This is a genomic window from Nocardia mikamii NBRC 108933 (genome assembly GCF_001613505.1).
Lineage (GTDB): Bacteria > Actinomycetota > Actinomycetes > Mycobacteriales > Mycobacteriaceae > Nocardia > Nocardia mikamii.
Genome location: NZ_BDCM01000006.1, coordinates 123159 through 148981, shown reverse-complemented (window position 1 = coordinate 148981; position 25823 = coordinate 123159). Strand labels below are relative to the sequence as shown.

General features: G+C 67.2%; 25 protein-coding genes. 9 read left to right on the top strand and 16 right to left on the bottom strand.

The features are described from left to right. Positions 1-86: 86 nt before the first annotated feature. Entirely contained in the window at positions 87-1622 is a 1536-nt protein-coding gene (locus tag NMI01S_RS07415; protein WP_062995248.1) for an aldehyde dehydrogenase family protein, read from the bottom strand. Positions 1623-1768: 146 nt separating this feature from the next. On the opposite strand from NMI01S_RS07415, the gene NMI01S_RS07410 reads away from it, so the two are divergent. After that, positions 1769-2599, top strand: coding sequence for an SOS response-associated peptidase (locus NMI01S_RS07410; RefSeq protein WP_062995247.1), 831 nt, complete (start codon positions 1769-1771; stop codon positions 2597-2599). 27 nt (positions 2600-2626) lie between these two features. Here NMI01S_RS07410 and NMI01S_RS07405 read toward each other — a convergent pair whose 3' ends face one another. The 4 genes from NMI01S_RS07405 to ybaK form a co-directional block, all read right to left on the bottom strand. Beyond that, entirely contained in the window at positions 2627-2965 is a 339-nt protein-coding gene (locus tag NMI01S_RS07405; RefSeq protein ID WP_062995246.1) for a hypothetical protein, read from the bottom strand. 148 nt (positions 2966-3113) lie between these two features. After that, the gene (locus NMI01S_RS07400; RefSeq protein WP_084512795.1) at positions 3114-4817 is read right to left on the bottom strand and encodes an MDR family MFS transporter; all 1704 of its coding nucleotides are present in this window, start codon (positions 4815-4817) and stop codon (positions 3114-3116) included. Between the two features lie 77 nt (positions 4818-4894). Further along, on the bottom strand, positions 4895-5395 hold the full coding sequence (locus NMI01S_RS07395; protein ID WP_062995244.1) for a MarR family winged helix-turn-helix transcriptional regulator: 501 nt from the start codon (positions 5393-5395) through the stop codon (positions 4895-4897). A gap of 141 nt (positions 5396-5536) precedes the next feature. Next, a complete protein-coding gene (gene ybaK, locus NMI01S_RS07390) occupies positions 5537-6025 on the bottom strand; it encodes a Cys-tRNA(Pro) deacylase (RefSeq protein WP_062995243.1) in 489 nt (162 codons plus the stop codon). Between the two features lie 458 nt (positions 6026-6483). Between ybaK and NMI01S_RS07385 the strand changes: the two genes are divergently transcribed. Together NMI01S_RS07385 and rsrA are read left to right on the top strand one after the other, a co-directional pair. Continuing rightward, positions 6484-7116 (top strand): sigma-70 family RNA polymerase sigma factor, encoded by a 633-nt coding sequence (locus NMI01S_RS07385; RefSeq protein WP_051024905.1) that lies wholly within the window; start codon positions 6484-6486, stop codon positions 7114-7116. Between the two features lie 44 nt (positions 7117-7160). Then, entirely contained in the window at positions 7161-7427 is a 267-nt protein-coding gene (gene rsrA, locus NMI01S_RS07380; RefSeq protein ID WP_036504643.1) for a mycothiol system anti-sigma-R factor, read from the top strand. 105 nt (positions 7428-7532) lie between these two features. Here rsrA and NMI01S_RS36515 read toward each other — a convergent pair whose 3' ends face one another. After that, the gene (locus NMI01S_RS36515) at positions 7533-7607 is read right to left on the bottom strand and encodes a 50S ribosomal protein bL37 (protein WP_369801531.1); all 75 of its coding nucleotides are present in this window, start codon (positions 7605-7607) and stop codon (positions 7533-7535) included. Between the two features lie 74 nt (positions 7608-7681). Here NMI01S_RS36515 and NMI01S_RS07375 point away from each other — a divergent pair, with 74 nt between their 5' ends. The 3 genes from NMI01S_RS07375 to NMI01S_RS07365 all read left to right on the top strand — a co-directional run bounded on the left by NMI01S_RS07375 (position 7682) and on the right by NMI01S_RS07365 (position 10752). Beyond that, positions 7682-8485: a zinc-binding dehydrogenase gene (locus NMI01S_RS07375; RefSeq protein WP_218020939.1), complete on the top strand. Its 804-nt coding sequence runs from the start codon at positions 7682-7684 to the stop codon at positions 8483-8485. A gap of 139 nt (positions 8486-8624) precedes the next feature. Further along, positions 8625-9263, top strand: a complete 639-nt coding sequence (locus NMI01S_RS07370; RefSeq protein WP_062995242.1) for a TetR/AcrR family transcriptional regulator — start codon at positions 8625-8627, stop codon at positions 9261-9263. Between the two features lie 127 nt (positions 9264-9390). Beyond that, positions 9391-10752, top strand: a complete 1362-nt coding sequence (locus NMI01S_RS07365) for an NAD(P)/FAD-dependent oxidoreductase (RefSeq protein ID WP_062995241.1) — start codon at positions 9391-9393, stop codon at positions 10750-10752. A 51-nt stretch (positions 10753-10803) separates the two neighbouring features. Here NMI01S_RS07365 and tsaA read toward each other — a convergent pair whose 3' ends face one another. The 3 genes from tsaA to NMI01S_RS07350 form a co-directional block, all read right to left on the bottom strand. Then, positions 10804-11217 carry a tRNA (N6-threonylcarbamoyladenosine(37)-N6)-methyltransferase TrmO gene (gene tsaA, locus NMI01S_RS07360; RefSeq protein WP_062995240.1) on the bottom strand — a complete coding sequence of 138 codons (414 nt, stop codon included), beginning with the start codon at positions 11215-11217 and terminating at the stop codon, positions 10804-10806. A gap of 68 nt (positions 11218-11285) precedes the next feature. Continuing rightward, positions 11286-11507: a hypothetical protein gene (locus NMI01S_RS07355; RefSeq protein WP_062995239.1), complete on the bottom strand. Its 222-nt coding sequence runs from the start codon at positions 11505-11507 to the stop codon at positions 11286-11288. Between the two features lie 63 nt (positions 11508-11570). After that, positions 11571-11996 carry a MarR family winged helix-turn-helix transcriptional regulator gene (locus NMI01S_RS07350; protein WP_062995238.1) on the bottom strand — a complete coding sequence of 142 codons (426 nt, stop codon included), beginning with the start codon at positions 11994-11996 and terminating at the stop codon, positions 11571-11573. A gap of 112 nt (positions 11997-12108) precedes the next feature. Here NMI01S_RS07350 and NMI01S_RS07345 point away from each other — a divergent pair, with 112 nt between their 5' ends. Then, positions 12109-13236 carry an NADH:flavin oxidoreductase gene (locus NMI01S_RS07345; RefSeq protein ID WP_062995237.1) on the top strand — a complete coding sequence of 376 codons (1128 nt, stop codon included), beginning with the start codon at positions 12109-12111 and terminating at the stop codon, positions 13234-13236. Positions 13237-13273: 37 nt separating this feature from the next. On the opposite strand, the gene NMI01S_RS07340 is transcribed toward NMI01S_RS07345, so the two are convergent. Then, complete coding sequence (locus NMI01S_RS07340; RefSeq protein WP_062995561.1) at positions 13274-14761, bottom strand: long-chain-fatty-acid--CoA ligase; 1488 nt, start codon at positions 14759-14761, stop codon at positions 13274-13276. A gap of 118 nt (positions 14762-14879) precedes the next feature. Between NMI01S_RS07340 and NMI01S_RS07335 the strand changes: the two genes are divergently transcribed. Then, positions 14880-16109 carry a PucR family transcriptional regulator gene (locus NMI01S_RS07335; RefSeq protein ID WP_062995236.1) on the top strand — a complete coding sequence of 410 codons (1230 nt, stop codon included), beginning with the start codon at positions 14880-14882 and terminating at the stop codon, positions 16107-16109. A 39-nt stretch (positions 16110-16148) separates the two neighbouring features. Here NMI01S_RS07335 and NMI01S_RS07330 read toward each other — a convergent pair whose 3' ends face one another. The 6 genes from NMI01S_RS07330 to NMI01S_RS07305 all read right to left on the bottom strand — a co-directional run bounded on the left by NMI01S_RS07330 (position 16149) and on the right by NMI01S_RS07305 (position 24948). Then, positions 16149-19382, bottom strand: a complete 3234-nt coding sequence (locus NMI01S_RS07330) for a protein kinase domain-containing protein (protein ID WP_062995235.1) — start codon at positions 19380-19382, stop codon at positions 16149-16151. Between the two features lie 170 nt (positions 19383-19552). Then, positions 19553-20272 (bottom strand): DUF8020 domain-containing protein, encoded by a 720-nt coding sequence (locus NMI01S_RS07325; protein ID WP_062995234.1) that lies wholly within the window; start codon positions 20270-20272, stop codon positions 19553-19555. Positions 20273-20320: 48 nt separating this feature from the next. Beyond that, positions 20321-21625, bottom strand: a complete 1305-nt coding sequence (locus tag NMI01S_RS07320) for an MFS transporter (RefSeq protein ID WP_084512639.1) — start codon at positions 21623-21625, stop codon at positions 20321-20323. Between the two features lie 192 nt (positions 21626-21817). Further along, entirely contained in the window at positions 21818-22540 is a 723-nt protein-coding gene (locus NMI01S_RS07315; RefSeq protein ID WP_063920674.1) for a hypothetical protein, read from the bottom strand. A 182-nt stretch (positions 22541-22722) separates the two neighbouring features. Beyond that, complete coding sequence (locus NMI01S_RS07310) at positions 22723-23994, bottom strand: aspartate aminotransferase family protein (RefSeq protein ID WP_062995232.1); 1272 nt, start codon at positions 23992-23994, stop codon at positions 22723-22725. Positions 23995-24084: 90 nt separating this feature from the next. Continuing rightward, positions 24085-24948, bottom strand: coding sequence for a phytanoyl-CoA dioxygenase family protein (locus tag NMI01S_RS07305; RefSeq protein WP_062995231.1), 864 nt, complete (start codon positions 24946-24948; stop codon positions 24085-24087). A gap of 268 nt (positions 24949-25216) precedes the next feature. Between NMI01S_RS07305 and NMI01S_RS07300 the strand changes: the two genes are divergently transcribed. Then, on the top strand, positions 25217-25771 hold the full coding sequence (locus NMI01S_RS07300) for a TetR/AcrR family transcriptional regulator (protein WP_062995230.1): 555 nt from the start codon (positions 25217-25219) through the stop codon (positions 25769-25771). Positions 25772-25823 lie beyond the last annotated feature (52 nt).

Genomic DNA, 25823 nt, shown 5'->3' with positions numbered 1-25823 from the left:
TCGGCATGCGAAAGGGCCCGCGCCATTGGGTGCGGGCCCGATCACGAGGCCGTGATCCACTCGTCGCGGATCTGCCCGTCGCGGATCTACTTGTGGCGGCCGTGCAGCAGCGGAACCACCTTGCGCAGCAGCTTCATCGTGCTGTCGGTGCGCTTGTAGCTCAGCAGCGCCATGCCCGGAATGGCGAAGCGCTGCACCGCGATCGAATGCGGGCTGGTGAACTCCAGCAGACCCGGCGCGCCGTGGATGCGGCCGATACCGGAGTCGCCGACGCCGCCGAAGGGCAGCGACGCGATGGCGGCGAAGCCGAGCACCGAGTTGACCGAGGTCGCGCCGGCGCGCAGGCGGCGGGCGATCTCGAGGCCGTGCTTGCGTGAGTACACGGCCGAACCCAGGCCGTACTTCGAGTTGTTCGCCAGGTCGACCGCCTCGTCGATGTTGTCGACGGTGCGGATGGTGACGGTCGGGCCGAAGGTCTCCTCGCAGACGGCGTCCGAGCTCTCGTCGACATCGACCAGCACCACCGGCTCGATATACGGCGCGTGCACCGATTCCGGGCCGCCCAGCACCGCGGTGCCGCCGTTGGCCAGGGCCGATTCGATGTGCCGACGCACGATGTCGACCTGCGACGGCATGGTCATCGGACCGTAGGAGGCCTTGTCGTCGGATCCGGCGTGCACGTTCGACAGGATCTTCTTCACCTCGGCCAGGAACGGCTCGCGAATCGACTTGTCGACGTACACGCGTTCGACGCCGGCGCAGGTCTGGCCGCTGTTCATCGTCGCGCCGTAGGCCACGGCGTCGGCTGCCGCCGCGATATCGGCATCGGCGGCGACGATCACCGCGTCCTTGCCGCCGCATTCCAGCAGCACCGGAGTCAGTGTTTCGGCCGCGGCGGCCATGATCTTCTTACCGGTCGCGGTGGAGCCGGTGAAGGCGATCTTGTCGACTCCGGCACGCACCAGCGCGGCACCGGTCGCGCCGAAGCCGTTGATCGTGACGAAAACGCCCTCGGGCAGATCGGGGTTGGCGTCCACGAAGGCCTGACCGACGAAATTGCCGATCGCGGTGGAGTATTCACTCGGCTTGAACACCACGGTGTTGCCGGCGGCCAACGCGTAGGCGAGCGAGCCGTTCGGGGTGTAGACGGGGTAGTTCCACGGGCCGATCACCCCGACCACGCCCAGCGGCCGCTGTTCGATCGACGCCGCGAAATTCGACATCAGCGCGCCGGGCGAGACCTTCTTCGGTTTGAGGACCTTCTCGGCGTTCTTGGCGGCCCAGGCGATGTGTTCGAGGGCCAGCATCAATTCCAGGTACGCGTCGTCGCGCGGTTTGCCGTTCTCGGCGTGGATCAGATCGCAGAATTCGTCGGCACGGGCGACGAGGCGGCTGGACCAGCGCAGCAGCGCCCGCTTGCGGTCGGCGAAACCGAGGCCGCCCCAGGTCGCGGCGGCCGCGCGGGCCTTGGCGACGGCCGCGCGCACCGCCTCGTCGTCGGCGATGGGGTGCGTGGCAATGATCTCGCCCGTGGCCGGATTCAGTGAGGAGAGCTCGGTGGGCAGAGCGGTTTCGGCTGCCTGTGCCGACTCGGTGGTGGCGGTGGACTCGGTGGTGGACATGATTCGGCGACCCCTAATGAGAGAGTTATGGCAAAAAGTTCTCACATTCAAGATGTGATGTCAATCGCCTTCAGTTGGATTCGTCTCGTTGTGCGGGTATAGCCGAGCCTACGGATTCTGTCGGTCCGGAATGGCAGCATGGAGATATGTGCGGCAGATATGCGACCACGGCGAATCCCGCCAGGCTGGCGGTCGAACTCGACGCCCTCGACGAAACCGCCGACGGGGCGCCGAGTGGCGAGGCCGCGGGAAAGCCGGCGCGCGGCGGTGAATCCGGAAACGGCGCCAACTACAACGTCGCCCCGACGAATCAGATCCTCACCGTCGTGCGCCGCCACGATCACGACCACCCCGACGACGATCCGGCGTTGCGCCTCCGTCGCATGCGCTGGGGTCTGATCCCGGTGTGGAGCAAGGCTGCCGAACCGGGGGTTCCGGCCAAGGGCAAGCCGCTGTTCAATGCCCGCGCCGACCGTGCCGCCACCGCACCCTCGTTCCGGGATTCGGTGAAGAAGCGCCGCTGCCTGGTTCCGATGGACGGCTGGTACGAGTGGCTCACCGAACCACACCCCACCGGGTCCGGCAAGGCTGTGAAGCAGCCGTACTACATGTCGGATGCGGAGGGGAACCGGTTGTACATGGCCGGCCTGTGGTCGGTGTGGCGGGACCCGGCGCAGCGGGATATGGCCCCGTTGATGTCCTGTACGATCCTCACCACCGACGCGGTGGGCGATCTGACCCGCATCCACGATCGGATGCCGCTGATGATGCCGCGCGAACACTGGGACGCCTGGCTCGACCCCGACCATCCGGCGCCGCACGAACTGCTGGAAACCCCGAAGCCACAGGTGATTTCGTCGATCGTCGCGCGGCCGGTGTCACCGTTGGTGAATTCGGTGCGCAACAACGGTCCGCAGCTGCTGGAGCCGGTACCGGGTGCGGGCAGCGAACAGGCCGGGCAGATCAGCCTGATCTGAACCCGGCCCGGCGCTGTTCGCGTGCCGCTAGTCACATTTCACGGATGGCATCGCGATATTCAGCCCACATTTCAGGACATCGGCGCCCATCTCGACGATCTTCGTGGTGGTGTCGGTGGCCAGTTCGATGATGTCGGTGGCGGCGTGGCCGCCCAGCTTCTCGGCCTTGTCCGCCTGCGGATCCTGCTCCGGCGTGCCCGGATGTTCGGCGTCGCCGCCGAGCGGATAGTTCGGATCGTGCACGGGGACCGGCGCGCTCGGAGCAGCGCCGGCGGGCGCTGCCGTCAGCAGACCGGATCCCAGGGTGAGCAGTGCGGCGCCGGCGGTCGCTGCGAGCAGGCTACGTACGCGCGGACGATGGTTCATTTCGCATCACATCCTCGGTTCGGAACGAATCGGGGGACAACGAACTGCCCGACAAGTAACGCACAGAGACGGGTGAGCTTCGGGTAATTGGCGGGAATCGTGGGGTGTGGCGCAGCGTGTCCAGCGGAGTGTTGCCGCCCGCGCCGGATCACCTCTGTAGAGTCGCCGCCGGATCCGGCTCTGTCCGCACCGCTGTCGCGGTCGGTTCGGCCTTCTCGCCGCCCACCGGAGCGGAGTCGGCATCGGCCGGGCCACGCGGCTCGCTGGTCTCCGCACTCGCCTGCAGTCCACCCGCCGTGCGTAGTGGCACTTCCTTCCAGAACATCACCAGCAGCAGCGCGATCCCGGCGATGGCGGTGACGGCCAGGAAGACGGTGTCCATCGAATCGGCGAAACCGACCTGGAACGGGCGGGCCAGCGTCGGATTCAACCGCTGGATCACCGAACTGTCGCTCATCACCTGTCCCGCTGCCGAAACATCGTGGGACAGCAAGCCCTTCGACAGTGCCGCGTCGGCCGGATCGCTGCTGTGCGCACCGTCGATCACGGCCTGTTGGTAGGCCGGTTGTGTTGCCGCGCTGTGTAATTCGTCGCTGATATGCGGTGTCAGCTGTGCGAACAGAATGGACAGGAAAACCGCCACGCCCAGGGTGCCGCCGATCTGCCGGAAGAAGGTGGCCGCGGCGGTGGACACGCCCATATCCTTCGGCGGCAACGCGTTCTGCAATGCCAGCGTGAGCGGCTGCATGAGGTTGCCGAGGCCGGAGCCGGTGATCGCCATGAAGACCATCACCAGCCACAACGGGCTGTCGGCGCCGATCAGGTGCAGCAGGAACAGTCCGAGCGTCAGGAGGCCGGCGCCGATCAGCGGGAAGATGCGGTAGCGGCCGGTGCGCGAGATCGTCTGGCCCGCGATGACCGAGGCCGTCATCATCCCGAGCACCATGGGCAGCATCTGGAGTCCGGCGACGGTCGGACTCGATCCGCGCACCACCTGCAGATACTGCGGCAGCAGGGAGATCCCGCCGAACATGGCGGCACCGACCACGAACGAAATGACCACGCCCAGAGCGAAGGTCGAATTCTTGAACATCCGCAACGGGATCAGGGCCAGATCGCCGAGTTTCGCCTCGACCGCGACGAAGCCGAGAACGCCGACCGCGCCGATGAGATAGCAGGCGATGGCGTCGGGACTGCCCCAGCCCCATTCCCGGCCCTGCTCGGCCACGACCAGCAGCGGGACGATGCCGACCGCCAGCATCAGCACGCCCCACCAGTCGATCCGCACACCGGGATGCGGGCGGCGCGGCAGATGCAGGACCTTGGTGACGACGGCGAAGGCGAGCAGCCCGATCGGCACGTTGACCAGGAACACCCAGCGCCAGCCGTCGATGCCCAGAATGGCCGGCTGACCGGCGAACAGGCCGCCCAGCACGGGCCCCACGACGCTCGAGGTGCCGAAGACGGCCAGGAAGTAGCCCTGATAGCGGGCGCGCTCACGGGGGGAGACGATATCGCCCATGATGGTCAGCGCCAGCGACATCAGCCCGCCCGCGCCCAGCCCCTGGAATGCGCGGAAGGCGGCCAGTTCGTACATCGACTGCGCCATGGTGCACAGCAGCGACCCGGCGACGAAGATGGCGATCGCCGCCAGGTAGAAGGGCTTGCGCCCGAACATGTCCGACAATTTCCCGTACAGCGGCGTGCTGAGGGTGGCGGTGATGAGGTAGGCGGTGGTGACCCAGGCCTGCAGTGAATAGCCGCTGAGGTCGTCGGAAATGGTGCGGATGGCCGTGGACACGATGGTCTGGTCCAGTGAGGCCAGCAGCATGCCGAGGATCAGGCCGCTCATGATCACCAGCACCTGCCGGTGGGTGAAGCCCGCGGCGTTCGGTGCGGTGCCGGCTGCGGCCGGGGTGGTGGTCGTGGTCACGAATTCTTCTCCGTCGCAGGGCCTTCCGTGGGGGAGGGGAGGGTGAGCATCGCCGGTCGCGCGGATTCGTAGTCGTCGACGAAGCGGTGCAGCAGGACCGCGAACCGCTCGCGGTCGGGGTCGTTCCAGCCGGTCAGGATGCGGCCGATCATCTCGTTGCGCCGCGCGCGCAACTGGGCGGCCATCTCCTTACCGGCGTCGGTGACGATCAGGACGCTGGCGCGGCCGTCGCTGGGATCGGCCTCGCGGCGCAGCAGGCCCCGCTTGACCAGGGCCGCCACCTGGCGGCTGATCGTGGAAGCGTCGGAGTACATGGCCTCGGCCAGCGCGCCGGAGCGCATCGGACCGTCCCAGAGCAGTCGGAAGATGATGCGGTAGGCCGAAAGGTCGACGTCGCCGTGCGAGGCCGCCGCCACCTGGGCGTTCGTCCGCTCCCGGATCCGCCCCAGACGAATCAGCTGCTGGGCGATCTGATCGATCACCTGCTCGCTGTCCATATATCGGACCTCCCGCTGTCGCCCGCTCGACCGGGTACCGGCCGAAAACTACTTGCATCAATCAACTATTTGTATACACCAACTAGTTGTTACACGCAAATATTTCCGATCCGTGCGGTCGGATCTCACAGACTGCGAGAATCAGGCGACGATGGGCGCTGTGACCGCGCCGGTCAGCCGGATCAGCTCGCCGGGGGCGAGTTCGATCTCGAGCCCGCGCTTGCCGGCGCTGACAAGGATGCGATCCCAGGTCAGAGCGGATTCGTCCACCACGGTGGGCAGTGCCCGCTTCTGTCCGAGCGGCGACACTCCGCCCAGGACGTAACCGGTGATGCGCTGGGCCTTCGCCTTGTCGGCCATGGCGGCCTTGGGTGCGCCCAGCGCCGCGGCCGCCGCCTTCAGCGACAGCGACTGCGGAACCGGGAGCACCGAGACCGCGGGCGTGCCGGTCGACAGTTCGACGATCAGCGTCTTGAAGATCTGAGCGGCCGTCACACCCACCCGCTCCGACAGGGCGGTGACGGCCTCGTCGCCGTAGGAATCGCTGCGCGGATCGTGCGGATAGGAATGCACCACATGCGTCACCTTCGCCTGGGTCAGCGCCCGGATCGCGGGTGTCGATGCGGCCATGCCGGTCACCCTAGCGGCGCCGGTTCACACCCGGCAATCGCGTGTGCGCCCGATGTGACGCGTCCGGTGGGAACACAGTCGGGGTCGTGCATGTTGCACTGTTCCGCCAGCACAGCGCAGCTGCCTTCGCAGCCGCTCGAGATCGGAAAAGTTCGAAGGAGATGCCGGTGACCGTCCTCGTCGACGAACGCCCGGTAACGACCGGTGACACGCTGTCGTACCCGCTGATCGACATCATCGTCCCGGACACCGGGTTCGATCGGCGGCCCTCGCGCGCGGTAGATTCAGATGCTACGGCGACCGAAGGGACTTCCGTGACGAGCGACGACGAACTGGCGGCCGATCGCCCCCGCGGTGACACCGCGGGCGGTTCCCGGCCGGAGGATATCGAGATCCCCGACGACCCGGTGGACGACGACTCGGCGTCCGAGGACGCGCAGGCTCGCGAGGACGCGGAGATCGACGGCGATTCGACCGTGCGCTCCACAGCCGACGAGGCCGAACTCGCGCGGCGCTTCGAGCGCGACGCGCTGCCGCTGCTGGATCAGCTCTACGGCGCGGCCCTGCGGATGACCCGCAACCCGGCCGACGCCGAGGATCTGGTGCAGGAGACCTTCGCCAAGGCATACCAGGGCTTCCGGTCCTTCCGGGAGGGCACCAACCTGCGGGCCTGGTTGTACCGGATCCTCACCAACACCTACATCAACTCCTATCGCAAGAAGCAGCGCCAGCCCGCGCAGTACCCCACCGACGAGATCACGGACTGGCAGCTCGCCGCCACGGCTGAGCACACCTCCACCGGTCTGCGCTCGGCGGAGATGGAGGCGCTGGAGGCGCTGCCCGACGACGACATCAAGGCGGCACTGCAGTCGCTGCCGGAGGAATTCCGGATGGCGGTGTACTACGCCGATGTAGAGGGCTTCCCCTACAAGGAGATCGCCGACATCATGGGGACTCCGATCGGCACCGTCATGTCCCGGCTGCACCGCGGGCGCAAACAGCTCAAGGGGCTGTTGGCCGATGTCGCGCACGAGCGGGGGTTCGACCGGAACCGAACGGGCAACGGGGCGCGTCAGGAGGTAACCCAGTGAGCACGAGTGGGCACGAGCACGACGATCGGGGTGCCGGGGACGAGATGGAACTGGACTGTTCGGCGGTACTCACCGACGTCTGGCTGATCCTCGACGGCGAATGCGACGAGGCCACGCGGGCGCGATTGCAGCACCACATGGACCATTGCTCGCCGTGTATCGAGGCATACGGTCTGGAAGAGAAGCTCAAGCGCCTGCTGAGCCGTAAATGTGGTGGGGATCGTGCCCCCGAATCCCTGCGCGAGCGGCTCACTCTCGACATCCGGCGGTCGATCACGATCACCGAAACGCGGGTCGAACGCGAGTCCTGACCGCACAGACGAATGCGGCACGCCATCCACGATGGCGTGCCGCATTGTCGTTTTCAGCAGTGCACCGAGTCCGCTGGGCGGTCCCGGGGCGCACGGCGCGACGGCTCAGGAGTTGGGCCGCTTGCCGTGGTTGGCCGCGTTCTTACGGCGGCTGCGCTTCTTACGCCCACGCTTACCCATCGGTATCTCCCTTCTGACCACACCAGGCTGGGGTGAACCCGCCTCAGGTGCGAGTTCCTGGGAGGAAAGGTTACATGCGCCGCCCGCCCGCCCGGCAATCGGCCGGTGAGCGACCGAAAAGCAGTGACCCGTACCACCTACGCGGTATCGGCGTGCGTCAGATGATCGGGGGCGCTGTGCGCGCGACGGGGGGAAGTGGGGCGGTCTCGGCGGTGGTGGCGAAGGCTCGGATCACGAAGGCGGCGAAGCGGCGGGAGGCGGCGACTCGGGCGGCCACGCTCGGGAGTTCCGGAGTGGTCGCCCATTTCGCCCTGGCGCACGCCCGTTTCTCTCCCGGTGAGTCGGTCCTGATCCGGGGTGCGGCCGGCAGTATCGGGGTCACCGCCGTTCAACTCGCGTCCCGCGGCGGCGCCGGCGCGGTGGCGGTGACGACGTCGTCGGCCGGCCGTGGCGACCGTTTGCGTGGACTCGGCGCGACCCACGTCCTGGACCGCTCGGGGGAGGGAGGAGCGGAGGCTCCGGCGGGCTACGAGGTCATCATCGATGTCGTAGCCGGTGCGGACCTGCCCTCGTTCTTCGCCCATCTGAAACCGAACGGGCGCATGGTGGCGGTCGGGGTCGTGGGCGGCCACCCTGCGGCGGACTTCGGCATGCGGATGATGGCCGCGTTCCGAAAGTCGTTGTCCTTCGCCACTTTCAGCGCGGACACCGTCGCCGAATCCGATCGCCGCGCCGTCCGTACAGAACAGTTCGCCGCCGCCGGGCGCGGCGAACTCCGCACGGTGGTCCACGAGATACTTCCGTTGGACGATGCCGTTCTCGCGCACCGGAAGATGGACGCGGGCGAAGTGTTCGGGCGAATCGTCCTCGCTCCGTAGGCGCGGCCGGACGGGTGTTGCTTCGCGCGTCCCGAAGCGACGGCGTCCTCGCGGCGCGTGGGGGCGAAACCGGCGTCATCGTGCGGGCCGCGGTTGTACCGAACCGAGGCGTCGGTACCGTGGGCGCAGGAGGTGCCAGGTGGTGGACAGACAGATGACGCAGGCCAGGCAGCAACGCCGGCGGGTGATCCTGGCCGCGGCGGCGGGTTTGTTCGCCGCGTGCGGGTATCGGGCCGCGGGCATGGAGGAGATCGCCTGCCGGGCCGGGATCAGCAAGCCCGTCCTGTACAAGTCGTTCTCGAGCAAGCTGGAACTGTATCTGGCCGTGCTGCACGAGGCGATGCAGGAACTGGAGGAGACGCTCACCGCCGCACTCGAACCCGCCGAGGGCATGCGATCGATCGTGGAGGCCTCGGTGTCGGCGGTGTTCGACTACGCCGACACCCGGCCCCGCAGCGCCGTCCTGCTGGCCGGCGCCGCGGTGGCCGACGAACCGTCGGCGCAGCGCATCGCACATCAGGCCGCCACCATCTGCATCGACACGCTCGCCCGGGCGCTGGCACCGCATCCGCTGCCGCACGCCGAACACGGATGGCTGATCACGGCCGAGTTGGTCGCGATCGCCCAGTCGTGTGCGCGGGACTGGGTCGCCACCGGCAAACCCCTGCCCAAACACGAGGCCGTCGCCACGACCGCCAGCCTGTGCTGGACCGGTCTGGCCGGTGTCCAGCTGGCGCCGCAACCCCCGGCCCGCCCGGTCCCGGACGCCACGGCGTAGGGGTAACTGTCCGGTGAGCTGTCGCGGTGATGCGTTGAGCCGATTCGACTTTCGCCGCCACGACCACAACCTCGGCCCGTCGAGGAACTCGGACCTGCGTCTTCGATGCGATCAGTAGAGTGAATTCGTGAGTCCCGCGAAGATCGTGATCATCGGCGGTGGTTTCTCCGGCGTCGAATGTGCCCGCTATCTGGAACGGCATCTCGGCGCCGACGAAGCGTTCATCCAACTCGTGACACCTGATGCGGGGCTGCTCTATCTGCCGCTGCTGCCGCAGGTCGCATCGGGTGTGCTGAATCCGCGGTCGATCACGGTGTCGCTGCGGCGGGTGCTGCGCCGCACCGAGGTGGTTCCGGGTATGGCGATCGGGGTGCATCCGGATACCCGGCAGGTCGTGGTCCGCGGGTCGGCCGGGACCGAAAGTGCTCTCGACTACGACCATCTGGTGCTCGTTCCGGGCAGCATCACCCGCGTCCTCGACGTGCCCGGACTCGACGAGTACGGATTCGGGATGAAGACGCTCGCCGAGGCCATGTTCCTGCGTGACCACGTCCTGCAGCAGTTGGATATCGCGGCCGTGCGCGGTGGTGAGGAGGAAGATCGGGAGCGCCTGAACTTCGTCACCATCGGCGCCGGATACGCCGGTACCGAGACCGCGGCGGTGCTCAACAAGGTCACCCGGGCGGCCGCGCGCCGGTATTTCCCGAAGCTGGAATCCGGCATGGTGCGCTGGCATCTGGTCACGCACGGCGACCGGATCATGCCCGAACTCGGACAGCGACTCGGGGAACAGGCCAAGCGGAATCTGGCCGATCGGGGCATCGAACTGATCACCGGTGCGTCGGCGAAAGAGGTTACCGCCCATGGTGTTCAGCTCACCAACGGCCGGTTCATCCCGACGCGGACGGTGCTGTGGACCGCAGGTGTCGTGCCCAGTCCCCTCGCCGGACATCTGGGCGCGGCGACGACGAAGGGCCGCATCGTGGCCGAAGCCGATTTCACCGTGCCGGGACTCACCGGTGTGTGGGCCTGTGGCGATGCGGCGGCGGTTCCCGACCTGACCGCCGATGCGGGCACCCTGTGCGCTCCCACCGCGCAGCACGCGATGCGCCAGGGCCGCCACCTCGGTAGGAATCTGGTGGCCGTGCTGCGTGGCGGCCGGCCCACGCCGTACCGGCATCAGGACCTCGGCATGGTGGTCGACCTCGGCGGCGCCGATGCGGTGGCGCGTCCGCTGAAGATCGGATTGCGCGGTATCCCAGCACAATTCGTCACGCGCGGCTATCACCTGATGGCCCTGCGCACACTCGTCGCCCGAGCTCGGGTGGCCTTCGACTGGACCGTGCACGGCCTCAGCGGCGACGACTTCCTGCGTATCGGCTACGGCGACTACACCACCCACACGATCGGCGGTTTCGAGCAGACCGGATGCTATCTACCGGCCGAGGAAGTCCCGCGGACCTTGAAAGCGCTGTGCGACAACGACTGACCTCGGCGCCCCGCCACCGACCGGCCGGCGACCGCGCCGGACGCTCTCATCTCACCGGTTCGCCGCGGACGCGGTCAGAACGGGCTTGATGTCGAGAACCGGAGTCCCGTCGAAGGCTTCCAGGTGGGCGACGCGGACCCGGGTACCGGCGATGGACAGGATCCGGACCTCGTGCAGCCCGATCGGATTGGGACGGTGTGGTGCGCGCGTGCTGAAGACACCGCTGAGCGGTCGGCTCGTGTCCCCCCGGGGATGGACTGCCAGAGTGTCCCGGTCGGCGCGGTCGAGCCAGGTCAGCAGTACCAGGTCCATACCCGGCGCGAGGCCTTTCAGCGCTTCGGCGTAACGGTCGTCGAGCACCACCCACGCCGGTGGGGCGCCCTCGTCGGCCTGGCGCGGTGCGGGAGCGAGGTCCGTGAGCTCGGATTCGACGAATCCGATCGGGCGCAGCAGGTAGTCGGTCACCGCACCAGTGTGAAACCGCCCGGCCAATCCTGCCGGGTGATCGCCGGTTTCCGCCGACGGGTACGCCCTTACCTGCGAGCGACTTTCGGCAGGCCCAGGGCGACCTCGGAAACCATGTCGCGCATCACCTCGTTCACCCCCCCGCCGAAGGTGATCACGACGTTCCGCTCGGCATCCACGTCCAGCGCCTTCAGAGTGTGCGCCGTGACCGGGTCCGCGGGATCGCCCCACGCGCACACGATGTCCTCCGCGATGCGCGCGACGCGTTGTACCCGGGTGGTGTGGAACACCTTGGACGCCGGGGCATCCGCCCGCGCACGTCGTCTCGATCGAGGACCCGGTTCTGTCGGACGTCAGGGCTGGACGAAAGCCCGGTCCAGGAGCGTGTGCAGCCGGGCTCGGTCCTCGTCGCCGAGCCTGCTCAAGCCTTCTCGGGTCCGGTGCATTTTCGCGCGGATCGCGTCGACGGCACGCTCGCCCTCGGAGGTGATGACCAGATTGGTCACGCGGCGGTCCGATGCGCTGGCCTCCCGGCGCACGAGCCCCCGCTTCTCCAGCCGGTTGATGATCCCGGTGACGTTGGACGCGTCGCACGCCAGTATCTCGGCCAGGGTGCGCATCGCGGCGGGGCCCCGGCGCAGCACCGTCAATGCCTTGCCCTGACTCGCGGTGAGGTTCTCACTCGCCGCTGCGGCCGTGAAGTCGCTGTAGTACACGCCCAGCGACACCGAGAGCAGCTCCATGAGCCGGCCGGTGTCGACGTGCGGGACCTCTGCCATGCGATTCATCCTACGTCCCGAAACTTGACCATCTCAACTATTCACCCCTACCGTGGAAATTGCTTGAGGTTATCAACCATCAACGTTGTCAAGTTTCTACGAGGAGCATCCCGTGCCCGTCACCGCGTCCGACGTCTCCCGCGCAGCGGAGATCCTGTCCCGGCCCGTGTCCCTGAACAGTCTCACCATCCCCAACCGCATCGTGATGGCGCCGATGACGCGCATGTTCTCCCCGGGCGGTATCCCCGGTGACGAGGTGCGGTCCTACTACGCGCGCCGGGCTGCCGCCGGTGTCGGCCTGATCGTCACCGAGGGGACCTACGTCGGCCACGGGTCGGCCGGTCAGAGTGATCGGGTACCGCGATTCCACGGTGCCGAGCAGTTGGCGGGCTGGGCGAAGGTCGCCGCGGACGTGCACGCGGCGGGCGGCACGATCGTGCCGCAGCTGTGGCATATCGGCATGGTCCGCAACCACGGCGAACAGCCCTACCCCGAGGCCCCGGCCATGGGCCCCTCCGGCATCCGCGTCGACGGTACCGAGGGGGCCGGTGAGGCGATGACGCAGCGCGACCTGGACGACGTCGTCGCCGCCTTCGCCGAGGCTGCCGCGGCCGCCGAGCGCATCGGTTTCGACGGGGTCGAACTGCACGGCGCTCACGGCTACCTCATCGACCAGTTCCTGTGGGCGCGCACGAACCGCCGCACCGATGCCTACGGTGGAGATCCCTCGGCGCGCACCAGGTTCGCGACCGAGATCGTCGCCGCGGTCCGCGCGGCCGTATCGCCCGGCTTCCCGGTGATCTTCCGCTTCTCGCAGTGGAAGCAGGAGGCCTACGACGCCCGGCTCGCCGAGACCCCGCAGGAACTCGACGCGATCCTGGCGCCGCTGGCCGCCGCCGGTGTCGATGCCTTCCACGCCTCCACCCGCCGGTACTGGCTCTCGGAGTTCGAGGGCTCGGACCTGAACCTGGCCGGGTGGACCAAGAAGCTCACCGGCAAACCCACCATCACAGTCGGCTCGGTCGGCCTCGACGGCGACTTCCTCCACGCCTTCACGGGCCGAGGCGCCGAACTCGGCAGCCTCGACAACCTCCTCGACCGCCTGGAACGCGACGAGTTCGACCTGGTCGCCGTCGGCCGCGCGCTCCTGCAGGATCCGGAATGGGCAGCCAAGGTGCTGGGCGGCCGGATCGACGAACTGAAGGCCTACGACGCGGCGGCGCTGAAGACCCTGAGCTAGGAGTCTTCATCGCCTTCGGGGCCGGCGAGCTCGTCCGTCACAATCCTTGCGGGACAACGATTTCGCGCTTGAGGATCTTGCCTGTCGGCCCCTTGGGCAGAGCGTCGACCAGCCATACCTGGCGTGGATACTTGTAGGCCGCCACGCGGGCCTTGACGTAGTCGCGCAAGTCGTCGGCGGTCGCTTCGACACCCGGTGCGAGCGCGACCACCGCGGCTACTTCCTCGCCGTGGGTCGGGTGGGGCACGCCGAGCACCGCGGCTTCGAGGACGGCCGGGTGTTCGTAGAGGACCTCCTCGATCTCGCGCGGGTAGACGTTGAAACCGCCACGGATGATCAGGTCCTTCTTGCGGTCGAGGATGTAGAAGTAGCCGTCCTCGTCCTGCTTCGCCATATCGCCGGTGTGGAACCAGCCGTCCCTGATCGCCTCGGCGGTCGCCGTGGGGCGATCCCAGTAGCCGCGCATGACATTGTGTCCACGAATGGCGATCTCGCCGGCGTCACCGGGTGCGACGTCGTTGCCGTCGGCGTCGACGACACGCATCCGCACGCCCTCGATCGGGGTGCCGATCGACCCGGGCCGAGCGGCGCCGACGCGGTTGAACGAGGCGACCGGCGAGGTCTCCGACAGTCCGTACCCTTCGAGGACCGGAACGCCGAATCGCTCTTCGAATCCCCGCAGGATTTCGACCGGGAGTGCCGCGCCGCCGGACAGGCACAGCCGCAACGTGCCGGTGTCGGCGATGCCGGGGCCCGCGCCGAGCATGGCGACGTACATCGTCGGCACGCCTTCGAAGATGGTGACGCCGTCGCGTTCGATCAGCTTCAGCACTAGCTCCGGGTCGAAGCGTGGGGTCAATGTGATGGTGGCTCCGCTGAGCACGGCGACGTTGAGGCAGCACGTCTGCCCGAAGGCGTGAAACAGGGGCAGGCAGCCCATGATCACGTCGTCCGGGGTCGCGGTGAGCAATGTGCGTGCGGCGACGGCGGCGTTTGCCCGCAGGTTGGCGTGGGTCAGCTGCGCGCCTTTGGGGGTGCCGGTCGTGCCGGAGGTGTAGAGCAGCACCGCGGTGTCCTCGTCGTCGCGGACCGTCACTTCCGGGGAGTCCCGCCACGAGGCGAACTCGGTCACCGCGTCGTCGGCGACGGTGAGAACGCGCACCTGCGTCTGTGCCGCTCCGGCGGTGGCCTCGGGGACGGCGGTATGCCACGCGAAGAGGAGCCGAGCGCCCGAGTCGGCGAGGTGGTGCCGGACTTCGCGTTCCTTCAGGAGGGGATTCATCGGCACCGCGATCAGGCCGGCCCGCAGGATGCCGTAGTAGATGATCGGGAACGCGGTGACATTGGGCAGCATCATCGCGACTCGGTCACCGGGCCGCGCGCCCAGGTCGCGCAGACGCCCGGCCACGCGGGCGCTCACATCGTCGAACGCGGCGTAGGTCAGGACCTGATCGTCGAGGCGGACCGCGGCACGGTCCGGAAACTGACCGGCGGCGTCCTTGAGATTCATGGCGAGGTTGGTCACATCCACAATCGTCTGCATCCGACAGCGCCGGGCCTATAGGGCGGGCGACAGCCGACAACCGGGAAATCTGTGCCCGGCGATATTCTCGCCGGTCGCGCATGGCCGTAGCCTACGCATCGTGCCCCGCAGCCTTCCCGATCCTTTGACAGCGCCGATAGCGAACGGACTGACCGGGCGGCTCGATGAACTGACCGACGACCTGGTCGAGCGCATCGTCGACGAGATCGAGATCTACCGTGAGCCGGGCGTGGTGCCGCGCGCGGAACTGCGCCGGTCGACCCGATCGAACCTCGAGTACATGCTGCATCGGCTGGCGCACGGCCGGACGCCGGAACTTCTGGCACCGCGTTCGACCGGCCGCGAGCGCGCCGGACAAGGGGCGCCGCTGCCCGAGGTATTGCGGGCTTTCCGGCTCGGATTCGCCTTTCTCTGGCAGCGACTGCTCGAGTCCGCCCGTGCCTCGGGGCAGTGTTCGCTCGATGCCCTGCTCAACGTGGCGACCGAAATCTGGGCCATGGCCGACGACTATTCGACCGCGCTCACCGAGTCCTACCGCGCCGCGGTCGGCGAGGCCGTGATTCTCGCGGATCGGCGGCGCTCGGCGCTGGTGGCGGCCCTGCTGAACGGTCCTTCCGAGGAGAACCACACCGCCTGGGAAATCGCGAAGTTGCTCGATATGCCTTATGACGGTTCATTTCTCGTCGTCGTCGCCGAGACACCGGAGCTCGGCCTGCCTGCGCTGCCCGGACTCGAGGAACGGCTGCGTGCACTCGATGTGGCCTCCGCGTGGCGAACCGGGCCGGAACACGAGATCGTCATCCTCTCCTGCGGCCGGCGCCGCACCGACGAAATTCGTTCGCTGGTCGCCAAATTCGCGTCTGCTCGAGTCGGGGTGAGCCCCCCGTACAGCCGGCTCGACCGGACACCGCGCGCACTGCGATTCGCGAAAATCGCAGTGGAAACGTTCGAACCCGACGCCACCGGCGTACGCCAGCTATCCGACACCCCCATGGCCGAGCTCGTGATGGGCAACCTCGATACGACCCGCCGTTTCGTCAGGCGGGTCCTGGGTCGCGTGCTCACGATGGCCGACGACGATCGCAGTACCTTGATCACGACGGCGGAGGCGTGGCTGAACGCTCGCTCCTCCGCTGCCGAGGCCGGGCGCGTGCTGTACTGCCACGAGAACACCGTCCGTTATCGGATGCGCCGGCTCGAGGAGCGTCTGGACGGCGAACTCGACGACCCGGCGACCGTCGCCGAGCTGGCGGCCGCGTTGCAAGCGATACGCACCTTCCCCGAACTGGGCGCGCGCCTGACTCCCGATCCCCACGAGGAACACGAATGATCGGTGAACCGCCGACGGGCAGCGGCTGACGTGGCCTGTTCACACCGCCGATTGCCCGGCGACCCAGGCGGCGATCTGGGCGCGTGAGGTGAAGCCCAGTTTGGTCAGGATATGTTCGACATGGCCTTCCGCGGTGCGTTGCGAAATCACCAGCCTGGCGGCGATCGCCTTGTTGGTCCAACCCTGGGCGACGAGTTCGGCGACTTGGCGTTCCCGCTTGGTCAGTCGCCGGTCCGAATGCGCTGTCGGCCCGGCGATGTCGCCTCCCTCGCCGAGGGCGAAGGACACCGCCGTATCGAAGTCCATCGCCGCGCCTTGTCGGCGGGCGGTGTCGAAGGTTCGTGATCCCAGCGCCGTGCGGCTGCTCCGTTCGGAGTTTTCACGGTAGCCGAGCAGATCGTGAAACATGAAGGCCGAGCTGCCCGCGACGCTGCTCGAGGCATCGGCAGCACCCATCAATACCGCCGCGCGCCGGAACTGACGGTCCTCGGCGGCCAGCCAGGCCAGGATTTCCGAGCAAGCCGCGGCGGCGAGAGGGTCACCCAGCAGTCGTGCGACGCGAATCCCCTCTTTCAAATAACTTGTGGCGCGGCCGGTTTCGTTCCGGCGCCACAATGTGAACCCCACAGCCCACAGTGTCCAGGATCGACGCATGGTCTCATCGGCCGATTCGGTGGCGGTGAGAGCCTCGCGGAAGTACGGGAGGGCGCGATCGGTGTCGTTCTGCAGTGTGTACGACCATCCGAGCGAGATCTGGGCGTCGAGTTGCAGCCCCGATTCGCCGGCCTTCGCGTAGATGTCGATGGCCTCGGTGAGCAGGGCGCTCGCACGAGACAGGTCCCCGCTCGCCAGGCACTCGTATCCCCGCGCGTGGGCGAGCAGGGCGGTGACGAGAGGGTCGGTGAGGTCGTCGGCCAGACTTTCCAGTTGTGCGATTTTCTCGGGGATGGCAGACAAGTCGGTTTGAATCGCGGCTGTCTCGACGGCCTGGTAGAGCACTCTGGCTCGGTCGACGGTTCGTATGTCGGGGGTATGGCTCGAGGCGTGCTCGAGCCACCGGCGCCCCTCGGTCAGCCGCCCTCTTATGGTCCAGAAGGGGTAGAGAGCAGCGGTCATTCGCAATGCGCTCTCGCCCCCCTCGGACACGCTGAACTCCAGCGCCTTCGCCAGATTGGGCAGCTCCCGTTCCAGTCGCGCGACCCACTGCAGCTGGCGTGGGCCCACCCACTCCCGATCCGCTGCCAGTGCCAGTCGTTCGCACCAATCCCGTTGGCGGCGAATAGGTTCGGCGTCGTCGCCGTCGTCCCGCGCCCTGCGTCTGCCGTACTCCTGGATGGTTTCGAGCATCCGGAAACGGACGGTTCCGTCGGTGTCTTCGCGGATCAGAATCGACTTGTCCACCAGCGCGGCCACGGCATCGAGTAGTTCCGCGTCGCCGAGGTCGGGGCCGCAGACATGTTCGGCGGCATCGAGCTCGAACCCGCCCTCGAATACCGAAAGCTGTTTCCACAGGCGTTGTTCGGACCTGGTGCACAGGTCGTAGCTCCAGCCGATGCAGTACTGGAGGGTCTGCTGGCGTTTCGGGGCGCTACGACTCCCTCGGGTGAGCAGCGCGTAGCGATCGTCGAGCCGGGACAGGATCTGTTCGGGGGACATGGCGCGAAGCCGCGCCGCTGCGAGTTCGATTGCCAGTGGCAATCCGTCCAATCGGGAGCAAATCCGGGCAACGGTGTCGGTGTTGCGCTCGGTGAGCTCGAATCCGGGTACGGCCGTTGCCGCTCGTGCGGCGAACAGCGTGACGGCGTCCTCGCGAGCGGCGCGGCGCGCCATCCTGCCCGCCGGAGCCGAAACCGTCAGCGGGGGCACCGCGAACACCGATTCGCCGGCGGCACTCAGCGCCTCGCGACTGGTGGCCAGGATCCGGATCCGCGGGCAGGCGCGCAACAGCGATTCGGTCAGTGTCGTCACCGCGTCGATGACGTGTTCGCAATTGTCGAGCAGCAACAGCAGATCGCGGGTGGACAGATATCGGATGAGGACGTCCAGGGTCGGCTCCAGGCCCCAGCTCCGCAGACCGAGAGTGGCGGCGACGACATCGACCACCGCGGTCGCGTCGCGCAGGCCGGCCAGCTCGATCAGCCACACCCCGTCGAGGAAATCCGGCTCGAGCTGGTGGGCGATCCGCAGTGCGAGCCGGGATTTGCCCACTCCGCCGGTTCCGGTCAGGGTGACCAACCGCGACCCGGTCAGCAGTTTCTCGAGCATGGTCACCTGGGAGTGCCGATCGATGAAGCTGGTCAACTCGAGCGGAAGGCTGGCGGGACCGTTTCCCGCACCACCCAGCGGTCGGGTCCCGGACGGCTTCTCGGTACCCGGTTCGCTGCGCAGCGCCATCTCGTCGACCGTGAATCCATGGCTTCGTTCCGCCTGGCGCAGTTGTTCGCCCAGTAACTCCGCGGTGGGGCGATCGGACGGTTCGCGCGACATCGCCGCTTCGATGATCGAGCTGACGTCGTCGGGGATGTCCTGCTCGCGCAGGTCCGGAACCGGCTGCCGGGTGATGCGCAGGAACTGTGCGACCAGTTGCTCACCGCTGCGGCGCTCGAACGCAGCGTGCCCGGTCAAGGCGCAGAAGAGTGTGGCCGCCAGCCCGTACACATCCGATGCCCGGCTGGGCGCGGCCCCACTCAGTACTTCCGGTGCGGTGAAGGCGGGGGAACCGGTAATCGTGCCGGTGGAGGTCTCGAAGCCACCGGCGATGTGGGCGATACCGAAGTCGGTCAACGCGGGCTCGTCGTAGTCGGTGAGCAGGATGTTTCCCGGCTTGATATCGCGGTGCAGGATGTCGGCGCGATGCGCGGTTTCCAGCGCGCCCGCGATCTTCACCCCGAGCCGCAACGCATCCGACAGCGGCAGGGGACCATCGTGGCGGATGCGGGAGTCGAGGGAACCGCGAGCGTGATAGGGCATCACCAGGTACGGGCGGCCGGTCCCCGTCACGCCGACTTCGAGCATGTCGACTATGTTCGGATGCCCGGTCAGCCGCCCCATCGCTCGCTGCTCGCGAAAGAAACGCGCCCGGTTTTCGTCGAGTTCGCCGCTCAGTACCTTCACCGCCACCGTGCGATCCACCGCCGGTTGGGTACAGCGGAACACCTGGCCGAAACCACCTCGTCCGATTTCTTCGACGTCGGTGAAACCCGCAGAATGCAACTCCGTGACGACGTCGACACCACCATCACGCTGTGTTTCGAACGGGTCGCTCTCGACCATCGGCTACTTGTCAACTTCTGCCGCAGGTACCAGTCAGAATATCCCTGATACCCCTGCCGATGTCCGCCCGCCGCCGGTCGGAAGCCCGCTCCTCGAAGTCCATCACGGTCGCCTCCGTCGTGGAGATACGGAGGCGACGATGAGGCGCCAGGCCACTGCGGCATCTTTCATCAGGCGGGCGTGGTCGCCGGGTCGGGGGCGGTGACCTGGTTGGTGAAGTCGATCAGGGCGGCAATGCCGACGGGCACGCCGACCAGGATGATCCCGGCGGCGGTCCCCAAGGCGACGCCGACCGCGGCGCCGGCCAGGCATCCGCCGAGCGCACCGGCGAAGAAAACCGGGAAGGTGATGGTTCCCACGGTCAGTGCGCCCGCGATACAGCCCAGCGGGAGGCCGATGAGTGTGCCGATCAAGGTGCCGACGCTGATCGCCAATCCGAATTCGGTGGCGGCCGTGGCCATCGCATTCTGGAACTGTGCGTCGGACGCGACCGGACGCGGAAGCTCCACCGGAGTGGCGGGCCGGGCCGACGCGGGGTCGGTACCGGGGGTCAGGGTCGCGGTGTTGCCGTCGATCCGTGCCGCGATGGGCCAGTCCTTGTCGTCCTTGCGGTAGGTGAGCGGGAACCCGGCGGCGAGGTTGCCCTGCGCGTCGAGCACCTGGAACTGGTTGCCGCGCACCGTGAGTGAGCCGCCGTCGGTGCTGATCCGCACCGATCCGTCGACGATGCTCGAGGTGTAGTGGATACCCGGAAGGACGGCGGTGCGAATACTCGAATTCGGGGGAAGCGCCGGATTCGCGGGTGCGGGTTCGGCGCAGGCGACAGCGGTCGTCAGGCCGACGGTGAGTGCGGTGAGGCAGGTGGTCGCGACCAGGTTGTTGATTTTCATGTCATCCGATTTCTGTTGTGCGGATAGTTGTTTCGAGGATCTGCCGGCTCAGCACCGGCGCCGGATGCCGAGTAGCGCCGGCACCGCGAGCAGGGCGGCGGCCGCGCCGAAGGCGTACAGCAGGCGGTAGTTGTTCGGGCCGTCGATGGCGAGGAGTGCGGGGGCCACGAGCGGTGCGACCATCAATGCCGCCGACTGGGTCAGCACGACCAGCCCGAGATCGCGGGCCGCGTTCTCCCACGAGGTCATCGTGGATGCTGCCAAGGCCAGCATCTGCCCGAGCAGCAGACCGTATCCGATGCCGAAAAACACACAGCCGGTGAGGAATTCGGGGATGGTGCCGACGACATCCATCACGGTGCATCCGACGGCGACGAGCAGGCCCGCGGCGGCGAACAAGGGTTTGCGCCTGCCGATCCGGTCGGCGAAGCGGCCGCCCAGGGGACTGATGATCGACGCCGTACCGTTGATGATCAGCGTCGCCTCGAAGACGGTGGGAACCAGGGCGGCGTCGTCGAGCTTCAGCTCGATTTGCAGGAAGTAGACCAGAAAGGTCGCCACCACCGCCGCACCGAGGGTGATACCGAAGATGGAGGCCAGGCACCAGCCGAAGTCGGGTGCCTTACGCGGATCGAAATAGAGCGTCCGGGCGAAGTCGCGGATATTGAAGATCGGCCGGACATGTCCGGCGAAATCGGTTTCCCGGAGAATGGCGACGAATATCAGGACGAGTCCGGCGCCGAGAGCTGCCGGAACGAGAAGGCGCGCGGTCATTCCCGGGGTGATGCGGACGATGAAGGTCCCCGCGATGAGCCCCACACCCTGTGCCGCACCGGCGAGACCGGCGACGAAACCCGCGCGCTCCGGCGGAATGGAATCCGCGAGCATGGACCACAACACCGTCAATCCGATGGTGCCGGCCACCGAGACGATGATCCATCCGACGATGAGCCCGGCGATGGTGCCGGAAACGGCGACAATTGCGTTGCCCGCCATGATGGTGGTGGCTGCGACCACCAGCCATGGCCGTCGCCGGCCGAAGCGCGACATGGTGATATCGGCCAGGCGCCCGAAGAACGGGCCCGCGGGCAGTGAGACGAGAGCGCCCGTCGCCGCGATCGCCGAATAGGCCACGGAGGTATGGGCGGGGACAGCCTGCGCGACCCGGAGTGCTAAAGTGATCATGGTCGGGGTCAGAACGGCAGTCCACACACCGAAGATCGCCAGGACATACATCCAGATGAATGCAGTTCCGGTGTGATTGAGAGTGATGGCCGTGGGCGTTGCGTCGGTGGATACGGAGGTACCGGTTTCCGTATCTGTCGCGGGTGTGGGCGAATCTTGAGCTGTCATGGTGCTTTCCGAACTTCGGTGAATGGGAATGGGTGCGTCACGTCCTGGCGCGGTGGTGGCGAGAATGCTCGCGCGAAACACTGCACGAAGCGGTGTGCGGTGAGTTCGCAGCCCGTGGACGGCAATCGACGGGCGTTGTTTCGGCGATGTGGGAAGAGTGGCCGTAGTTTCCGGCCCGGTGGGAAGCCCGGTTCAGTCGAGTGGCCTGTCGGCGTGCACTGAGGGCACCGCCGAATTGCCCGTTCGCCCACCGCGCGCGAGTCCCCGATTGTGATCATCGAGTGCCCGGTAGCCGTGGTAGTAGGTCGTGATCATGAGCGCCCAGATCGCCAGTGCCGGAATGTAGAACAATGTGTGGTCGGCGTCGTCGCCGGGAATATGGACGAAGTCATAGGTCGACGCGATGGTCGCCCCGAGTAACGTCGCGATGAAAACCCAGGCCGCGCAACGTCGTTCACCGATCCGCCACAGCCGGCCGGCGACCGTCACCATGAACACCGCGACAGCGAGATTCAGTGCGAGGTAGAACAGCGACCATTGCGGGCTGACGGGCCGCACGTCGATCGTTCGCCACAGCCCGACCACGGTCGCTGCCCCGAAGGCGGCGGCCTCCACCACAAGCGAGGCGCGGTACCCGCGGGTCACCGCCATCATGCCGAGTACGAACACCAGCGTCATGCCGAACGACCGCGAGAACGCGTCGAAGAACACCATCAGGTGGTAGCTCACGCTCGAATGATCGATTCCGGTGGCGGCCAGGAAGAGAACGTTCGTGCCCGATATCCCGATCACCAGCCATTCGAGACCGAGCAGGTAGTTGCGGTGGCGGCGAATGATCCGCACCCCGTAGTAGAGGCCGGCCGCCGCCATCCACGTGTCGGCGGCCAGAAGCAATGCCATTGCGAGCGTATTCATCGAGAATTCCTTCGATTCAACAGAATTCGGAGTAGGTACGCCGCACTCGCCCAGCCGCGTCGAGCACCGGCGTGACGCGGAACGGGTGACGGGGGCGTATGAACGGCGGCACGGCGGCCGTCCGTTCGGGTGGAGGACCCGTCCGCGTCGCGGCTGGGGGATCGGATCGGTTGCTGTTCGCGCTATGCGGAACGGGCAGACACCTGCTGCAGGACTCGCTCGAGGCGCGAGGCCGTTTCTCCGATGTCGGCGAGCGTGTGTGCGGTGCTGAGGAAGATCTTTCCGGACGGCATGAAGACGACACCCGATTCGAGCATGCCGGCCGCGATCTCGGCCCACAGTCCGTCCGTGCCGTGCAGACTCGTCGCCTGATCGCGCGGCACGAACTGCGCGAGCGACCCGACGCGCCGGAGACTGCCGGGCGCACCGGTCGACACCAGCACGTCGGTGATCGCCTGCTCGAAGGCGTCTCCCAGATCTTCCAGTTTCTCGAATACGCCCGGCGCGGCGGACAATTCCATCGCGGCTTTCACCGATGCGAGCGCGATCGGGTTGCCGTTGAACGTTCCGGCGTGAGTGAGGCCGTGCTCCACCAGATCGATGATGTCCGCGCGACCGACGACCGCACTCTGCGTGAACCCACCGGCGATCGCCTTACCGAACACCGAGAGATCCGGGCGCACACCGAATCTCTCGGCCGCGCCGCCGCGGGCTATCCGGAACCCGGTGATCACCTCGTCGAAGATCAGCACGACGCCGTGCCGGTCGCACAGACTGCGCAGGGTTTCGAGGAAGCCGGGTTCCGGTGTGAGCACGCCGGCGTTGCTCATGATCGGGTCGACGAGCACGGCGGCGATTCGGCGCTCTTCGGCGCGGGCCAGCAGTTCGGCGATCGCGGCGGTGTCGTTGAACCGGCTGATGATCAAGTCGGCGTGGGCATTCGGGCTCTGTCCGAGGGCGGCGGGAACGGGTGACTCACCCGTGTCGTCCGCGCCCATGCTCGCGTACACGCTGTCGTGCCAGCCGTGGTAGGCCTTCGCGAACTTGACGATGCGGTGTCTGCCGGTCGCCGCCCGCGCGAACCTCAAGGCGACCTGCACGGCCTCGGTTCCGGTGTTCGTCCATACGAGACGCTGTGCACCGGGCACGGATGCGAGTACCGCCTCGGCGGCTTCGTACTCGAGACGATGGCCCATCCCGACGACCTGCATCGAGGTCGCGACTCGTGCCACCGCGTCGATGATGTGCGGGTGGCTGTGGCCGTGGACCAACGGTCCCCAGGCCATCACGTAGTCGACGTAGCGGTCCCCGTCGAGGTCCCAGAGGTGAGCTCCGTGGCCCCGCTCGACGAAGAGCGGAACCGGCCGCATCGCGGCGCGAAGGCCCGAACTGACGCCACCGCCGACGCTGCGACGGGTCCGCTCGAATGCGGTTCTGGAGGAGTCGATTCCCATACATATCCTTGAGGGCTGCGAGCGGACCTGCCGGAGAGGCTCGTCGCCTCTCCGGCAGGTCGCGAGGCGAGAGTTGTGCCGACCGGCACCTCAGAGCTTCAGGTAGTCCGCGAGCTCGCTGTAGTCCACCTGCCAGAGGCCGGGCGAGCCCTTGGGGTACTGGGAACGGAAACCGAGAATCCGCTGCACCCGCGGCGAGAGCTGCTTCGCGATCTCCATGTCGACGAGGAACGGGTAGGCCTCCTCGCCGGTCAGGAAGCCCAGGTTGAGCGGGAAGGCCAGTCCCCGGCGGTACTGGTCGGTCGTGACGTTCGCTCCGCCGCCGTGCACGGTCTTGCCGCTGTAGAAGAACGCGTCACCGGCCTTCATGACCGCGGGGATGGTGTCCTCGGGGGTGCCGCGATTTTCGAAGTCGTCCCAGAGGTGGCTGCCCGGGATGACCCGCGTGGCGCCGTTCTCCTCGGTGAAGTCGGTGAACGCGATCATGAAGTTCACGCACACCTCGGGTCCCTGTGGGCCCATACCGACGAACGGGTACCAGTTCTCCAGGTCCCGATGCAGGAACTGTGCGCGGTTGCCGGGGCCGATCTCGATGAGCTGCGCGGTGGTCAGCCAGTAGGTACCGGACTCCTCGAGGAACAGGGCGTCGCAGAGGTCGTGGATCAAGTCCTGCTCGAGGATCTCCTCGCGGAAGGTCTTGCTGTGCGTCACCAGGTTCGTCAGCCGCTTGGTGTTGCGGCCGTGGAACTCCGCGACGATCTCGTCCTCATGGGTCGAGCCGGGAGCCAGCGCTGCCATGGGCTGCTCGACCTCGGCGTTGAATCGCGCGATCTGCTCCGCCGAGAGGAAGTTCTCGATGATCACGCCGCCGTCCTCGGCGACGATGTCGAGGATCTCGGCGAGGGGGGCCGTCGCCGCCACGGATCGTAGAGCGGCCTTGGCTTCGGTGGTCATAACTCTCCATTCCCACGTCCGATCAAATGTCTTAATCACTTGATCTGATCGAATGATCTGATTGTGTGCCGCGCCACACCGGGTGTCAAGAGCGAATCGAAGACTCGTCCGAAAAATCGTGTTTGCCGTCACTCCCGCACGGATGGTGCGCGCGCCTGGGAAGCCGCTGTCTGTACGCTTGACTTGATCAAACATTCAGAGCGCCTACGTGCGCCAATGAGCGAATGAGGTGAAACGATTGGCCCACGTGTCGACAGAGGACCGTTCCGTGCAGTTCATCGATGCGGCGGTCCGAGTCATCGCCGAGCGCGGGGTCGGGAGTGCGACGACGCGCAGGATCGCCGAAGCGGCCGACGCTCCTCTGGCCTCTCTGCACTACTGCTTCCGAGACAAGGACGGCCTCTTCCTCGCCGTCTTCGAGTATCTCGCCGCCGAAATCACCAAGCAGTTCACCTCCATCGAGCCGGACGAGCTCGAGGCGACCGCGGTAGAAGTCGTCCGGCGATCGGTGCGCTGGCTCATGGAGCACCCGGACTACGCGTTGGCGGAAGTCGATCTGTACATGTGGATGACCCGTAATCGGCCGGCGCTGGCGAAAGAGGCCTACGACGTCTTCCTGCGGGCGGTCACCGACGTGTTGCAGCGCGCGGCAGGGCCCGGCGCACGCGCGGAGGCCATCGAGAATCTCGGCGCGGTGCTGATCGGCGCCACCGACGGACTTGTGTTGCAGTGGGCCTCGGATCGGGATCGGGCGCGGGCCGATGCCTTCGCCGATGTGCTCTGCGCGGGGATCCCGGCAATGTGCAGCGGGATTCGGAAGTAGGTCCTGCCTGGTTTCCACAGAGGTTGGTTGCGCGGTCGGCAGCCGAATACGT

What these genes read in the sequence shown, in the direction of transcription:
- NMI01S_RS07415 (WP_062995248.1), bottom strand. Translation starts at nt 1,622, where the DNA reads ATGTCCACCACCGAGTCCACCGCCACCACCGAGTCGGCACAGGCAGCC.
- NMI01S_RS07410 (WP_062995247.1), top strand. Translation starts at nt 1,769, where the DNA reads ATGTGCGGCAGATATGCGACCACGGCGAATCCCGCCAGGCTGGCGGTC.
- NMI01S_RS07405 (WP_062995246.1), bottom strand. Translation starts at nt 2,965, where the DNA reads ATGAACCATCGTCCGCGCGTACGTAGCCTGCTCGCAGCGACCGCCGGC.
- NMI01S_RS07400 (WP_084512795.1), bottom strand. Translation starts at nt 4,817, where the DNA reads ATGAGCGGCCTGATCCTCGGCATGCTGCTGGCCTCACTGGACCAGACC.
- NMI01S_RS07395 (WP_062995244.1), bottom strand. Translation starts at nt 5,395, where the DNA reads ATGGACAGCGAGCAGGTGATCGATCAGATCGCCCAGCAGCTGATTCGT.
- ybaK (WP_062995243.1), bottom strand. Translation starts at nt 6,025, where the DNA reads ATGGCCGCATCGACACCCGCGATCCGGGCGCTGACCCAGGCGAAGGTG.
- rsrA (WP_036504643.1), top strand. Translation starts at nt 7,161, where the DNA reads ATGGAACTGGACTGTTCGGCGGTACTCACCGACGTCTGGCTGATCCTC.
- NMI01S_RS07375 (WP_218020939.1), top strand. Translation starts at nt 7,682, where the DNA reads ATGCGCCGCCCGCCCGCCCGGCAATCGGCCGGTGAGCGACCGAAAAGC.
- NMI01S_RS07350 (WP_062995238.1), bottom strand. Translation starts at nt 11,996, where the DNA reads ATGGCAGAGGTCCCGCACGTCGACACCGGCCGGCTCATGGAGCTGCTC.
- NMI01S_RS07330 (WP_062995235.1), bottom strand. Translation starts at nt 19,382, where the DNA reads ATGGTCGAGAGCGACCCGTTCGAAACACAGCGTGATGGTGGTGTCGAC.
- NMI01S_RS07325 (WP_062995234.1), bottom strand. Translation starts at nt 20,272, where the DNA reads ATGAAAATCAACAACCTGGTCGCGACCACCTGCCTCACCGCACTCACC.
- NMI01S_RS07320 (WP_084512639.1), bottom strand. Translation starts at nt 21,625, where the DNA reads ATGACAGCTCAAGATTCGCCCACACCCGCGACAGATACGGAAACCGGT.
- NMI01S_RS07315 (WP_063920674.1), bottom strand. Translation starts at nt 22,540, where the DNA reads ATGAATACGCTCGCAATGGCATTGCTTCTGGCCGCCGACACGTGGATG.
- NMI01S_RS07310 (WP_062995232.1), bottom strand. Translation starts at nt 23,994, where the DNA reads ATGGGAATCGACTCCTCCAGAACCGCATTCGAGCGGACCCGTCGCAGC.
- NMI01S_RS07305 (WP_062995231.1), bottom strand. Translation starts at nt 24,948, where the DNA reads ATGACCACCGAAGCCAAGGCCGCTCTACGATCCGTGGCGGCGACGGCC.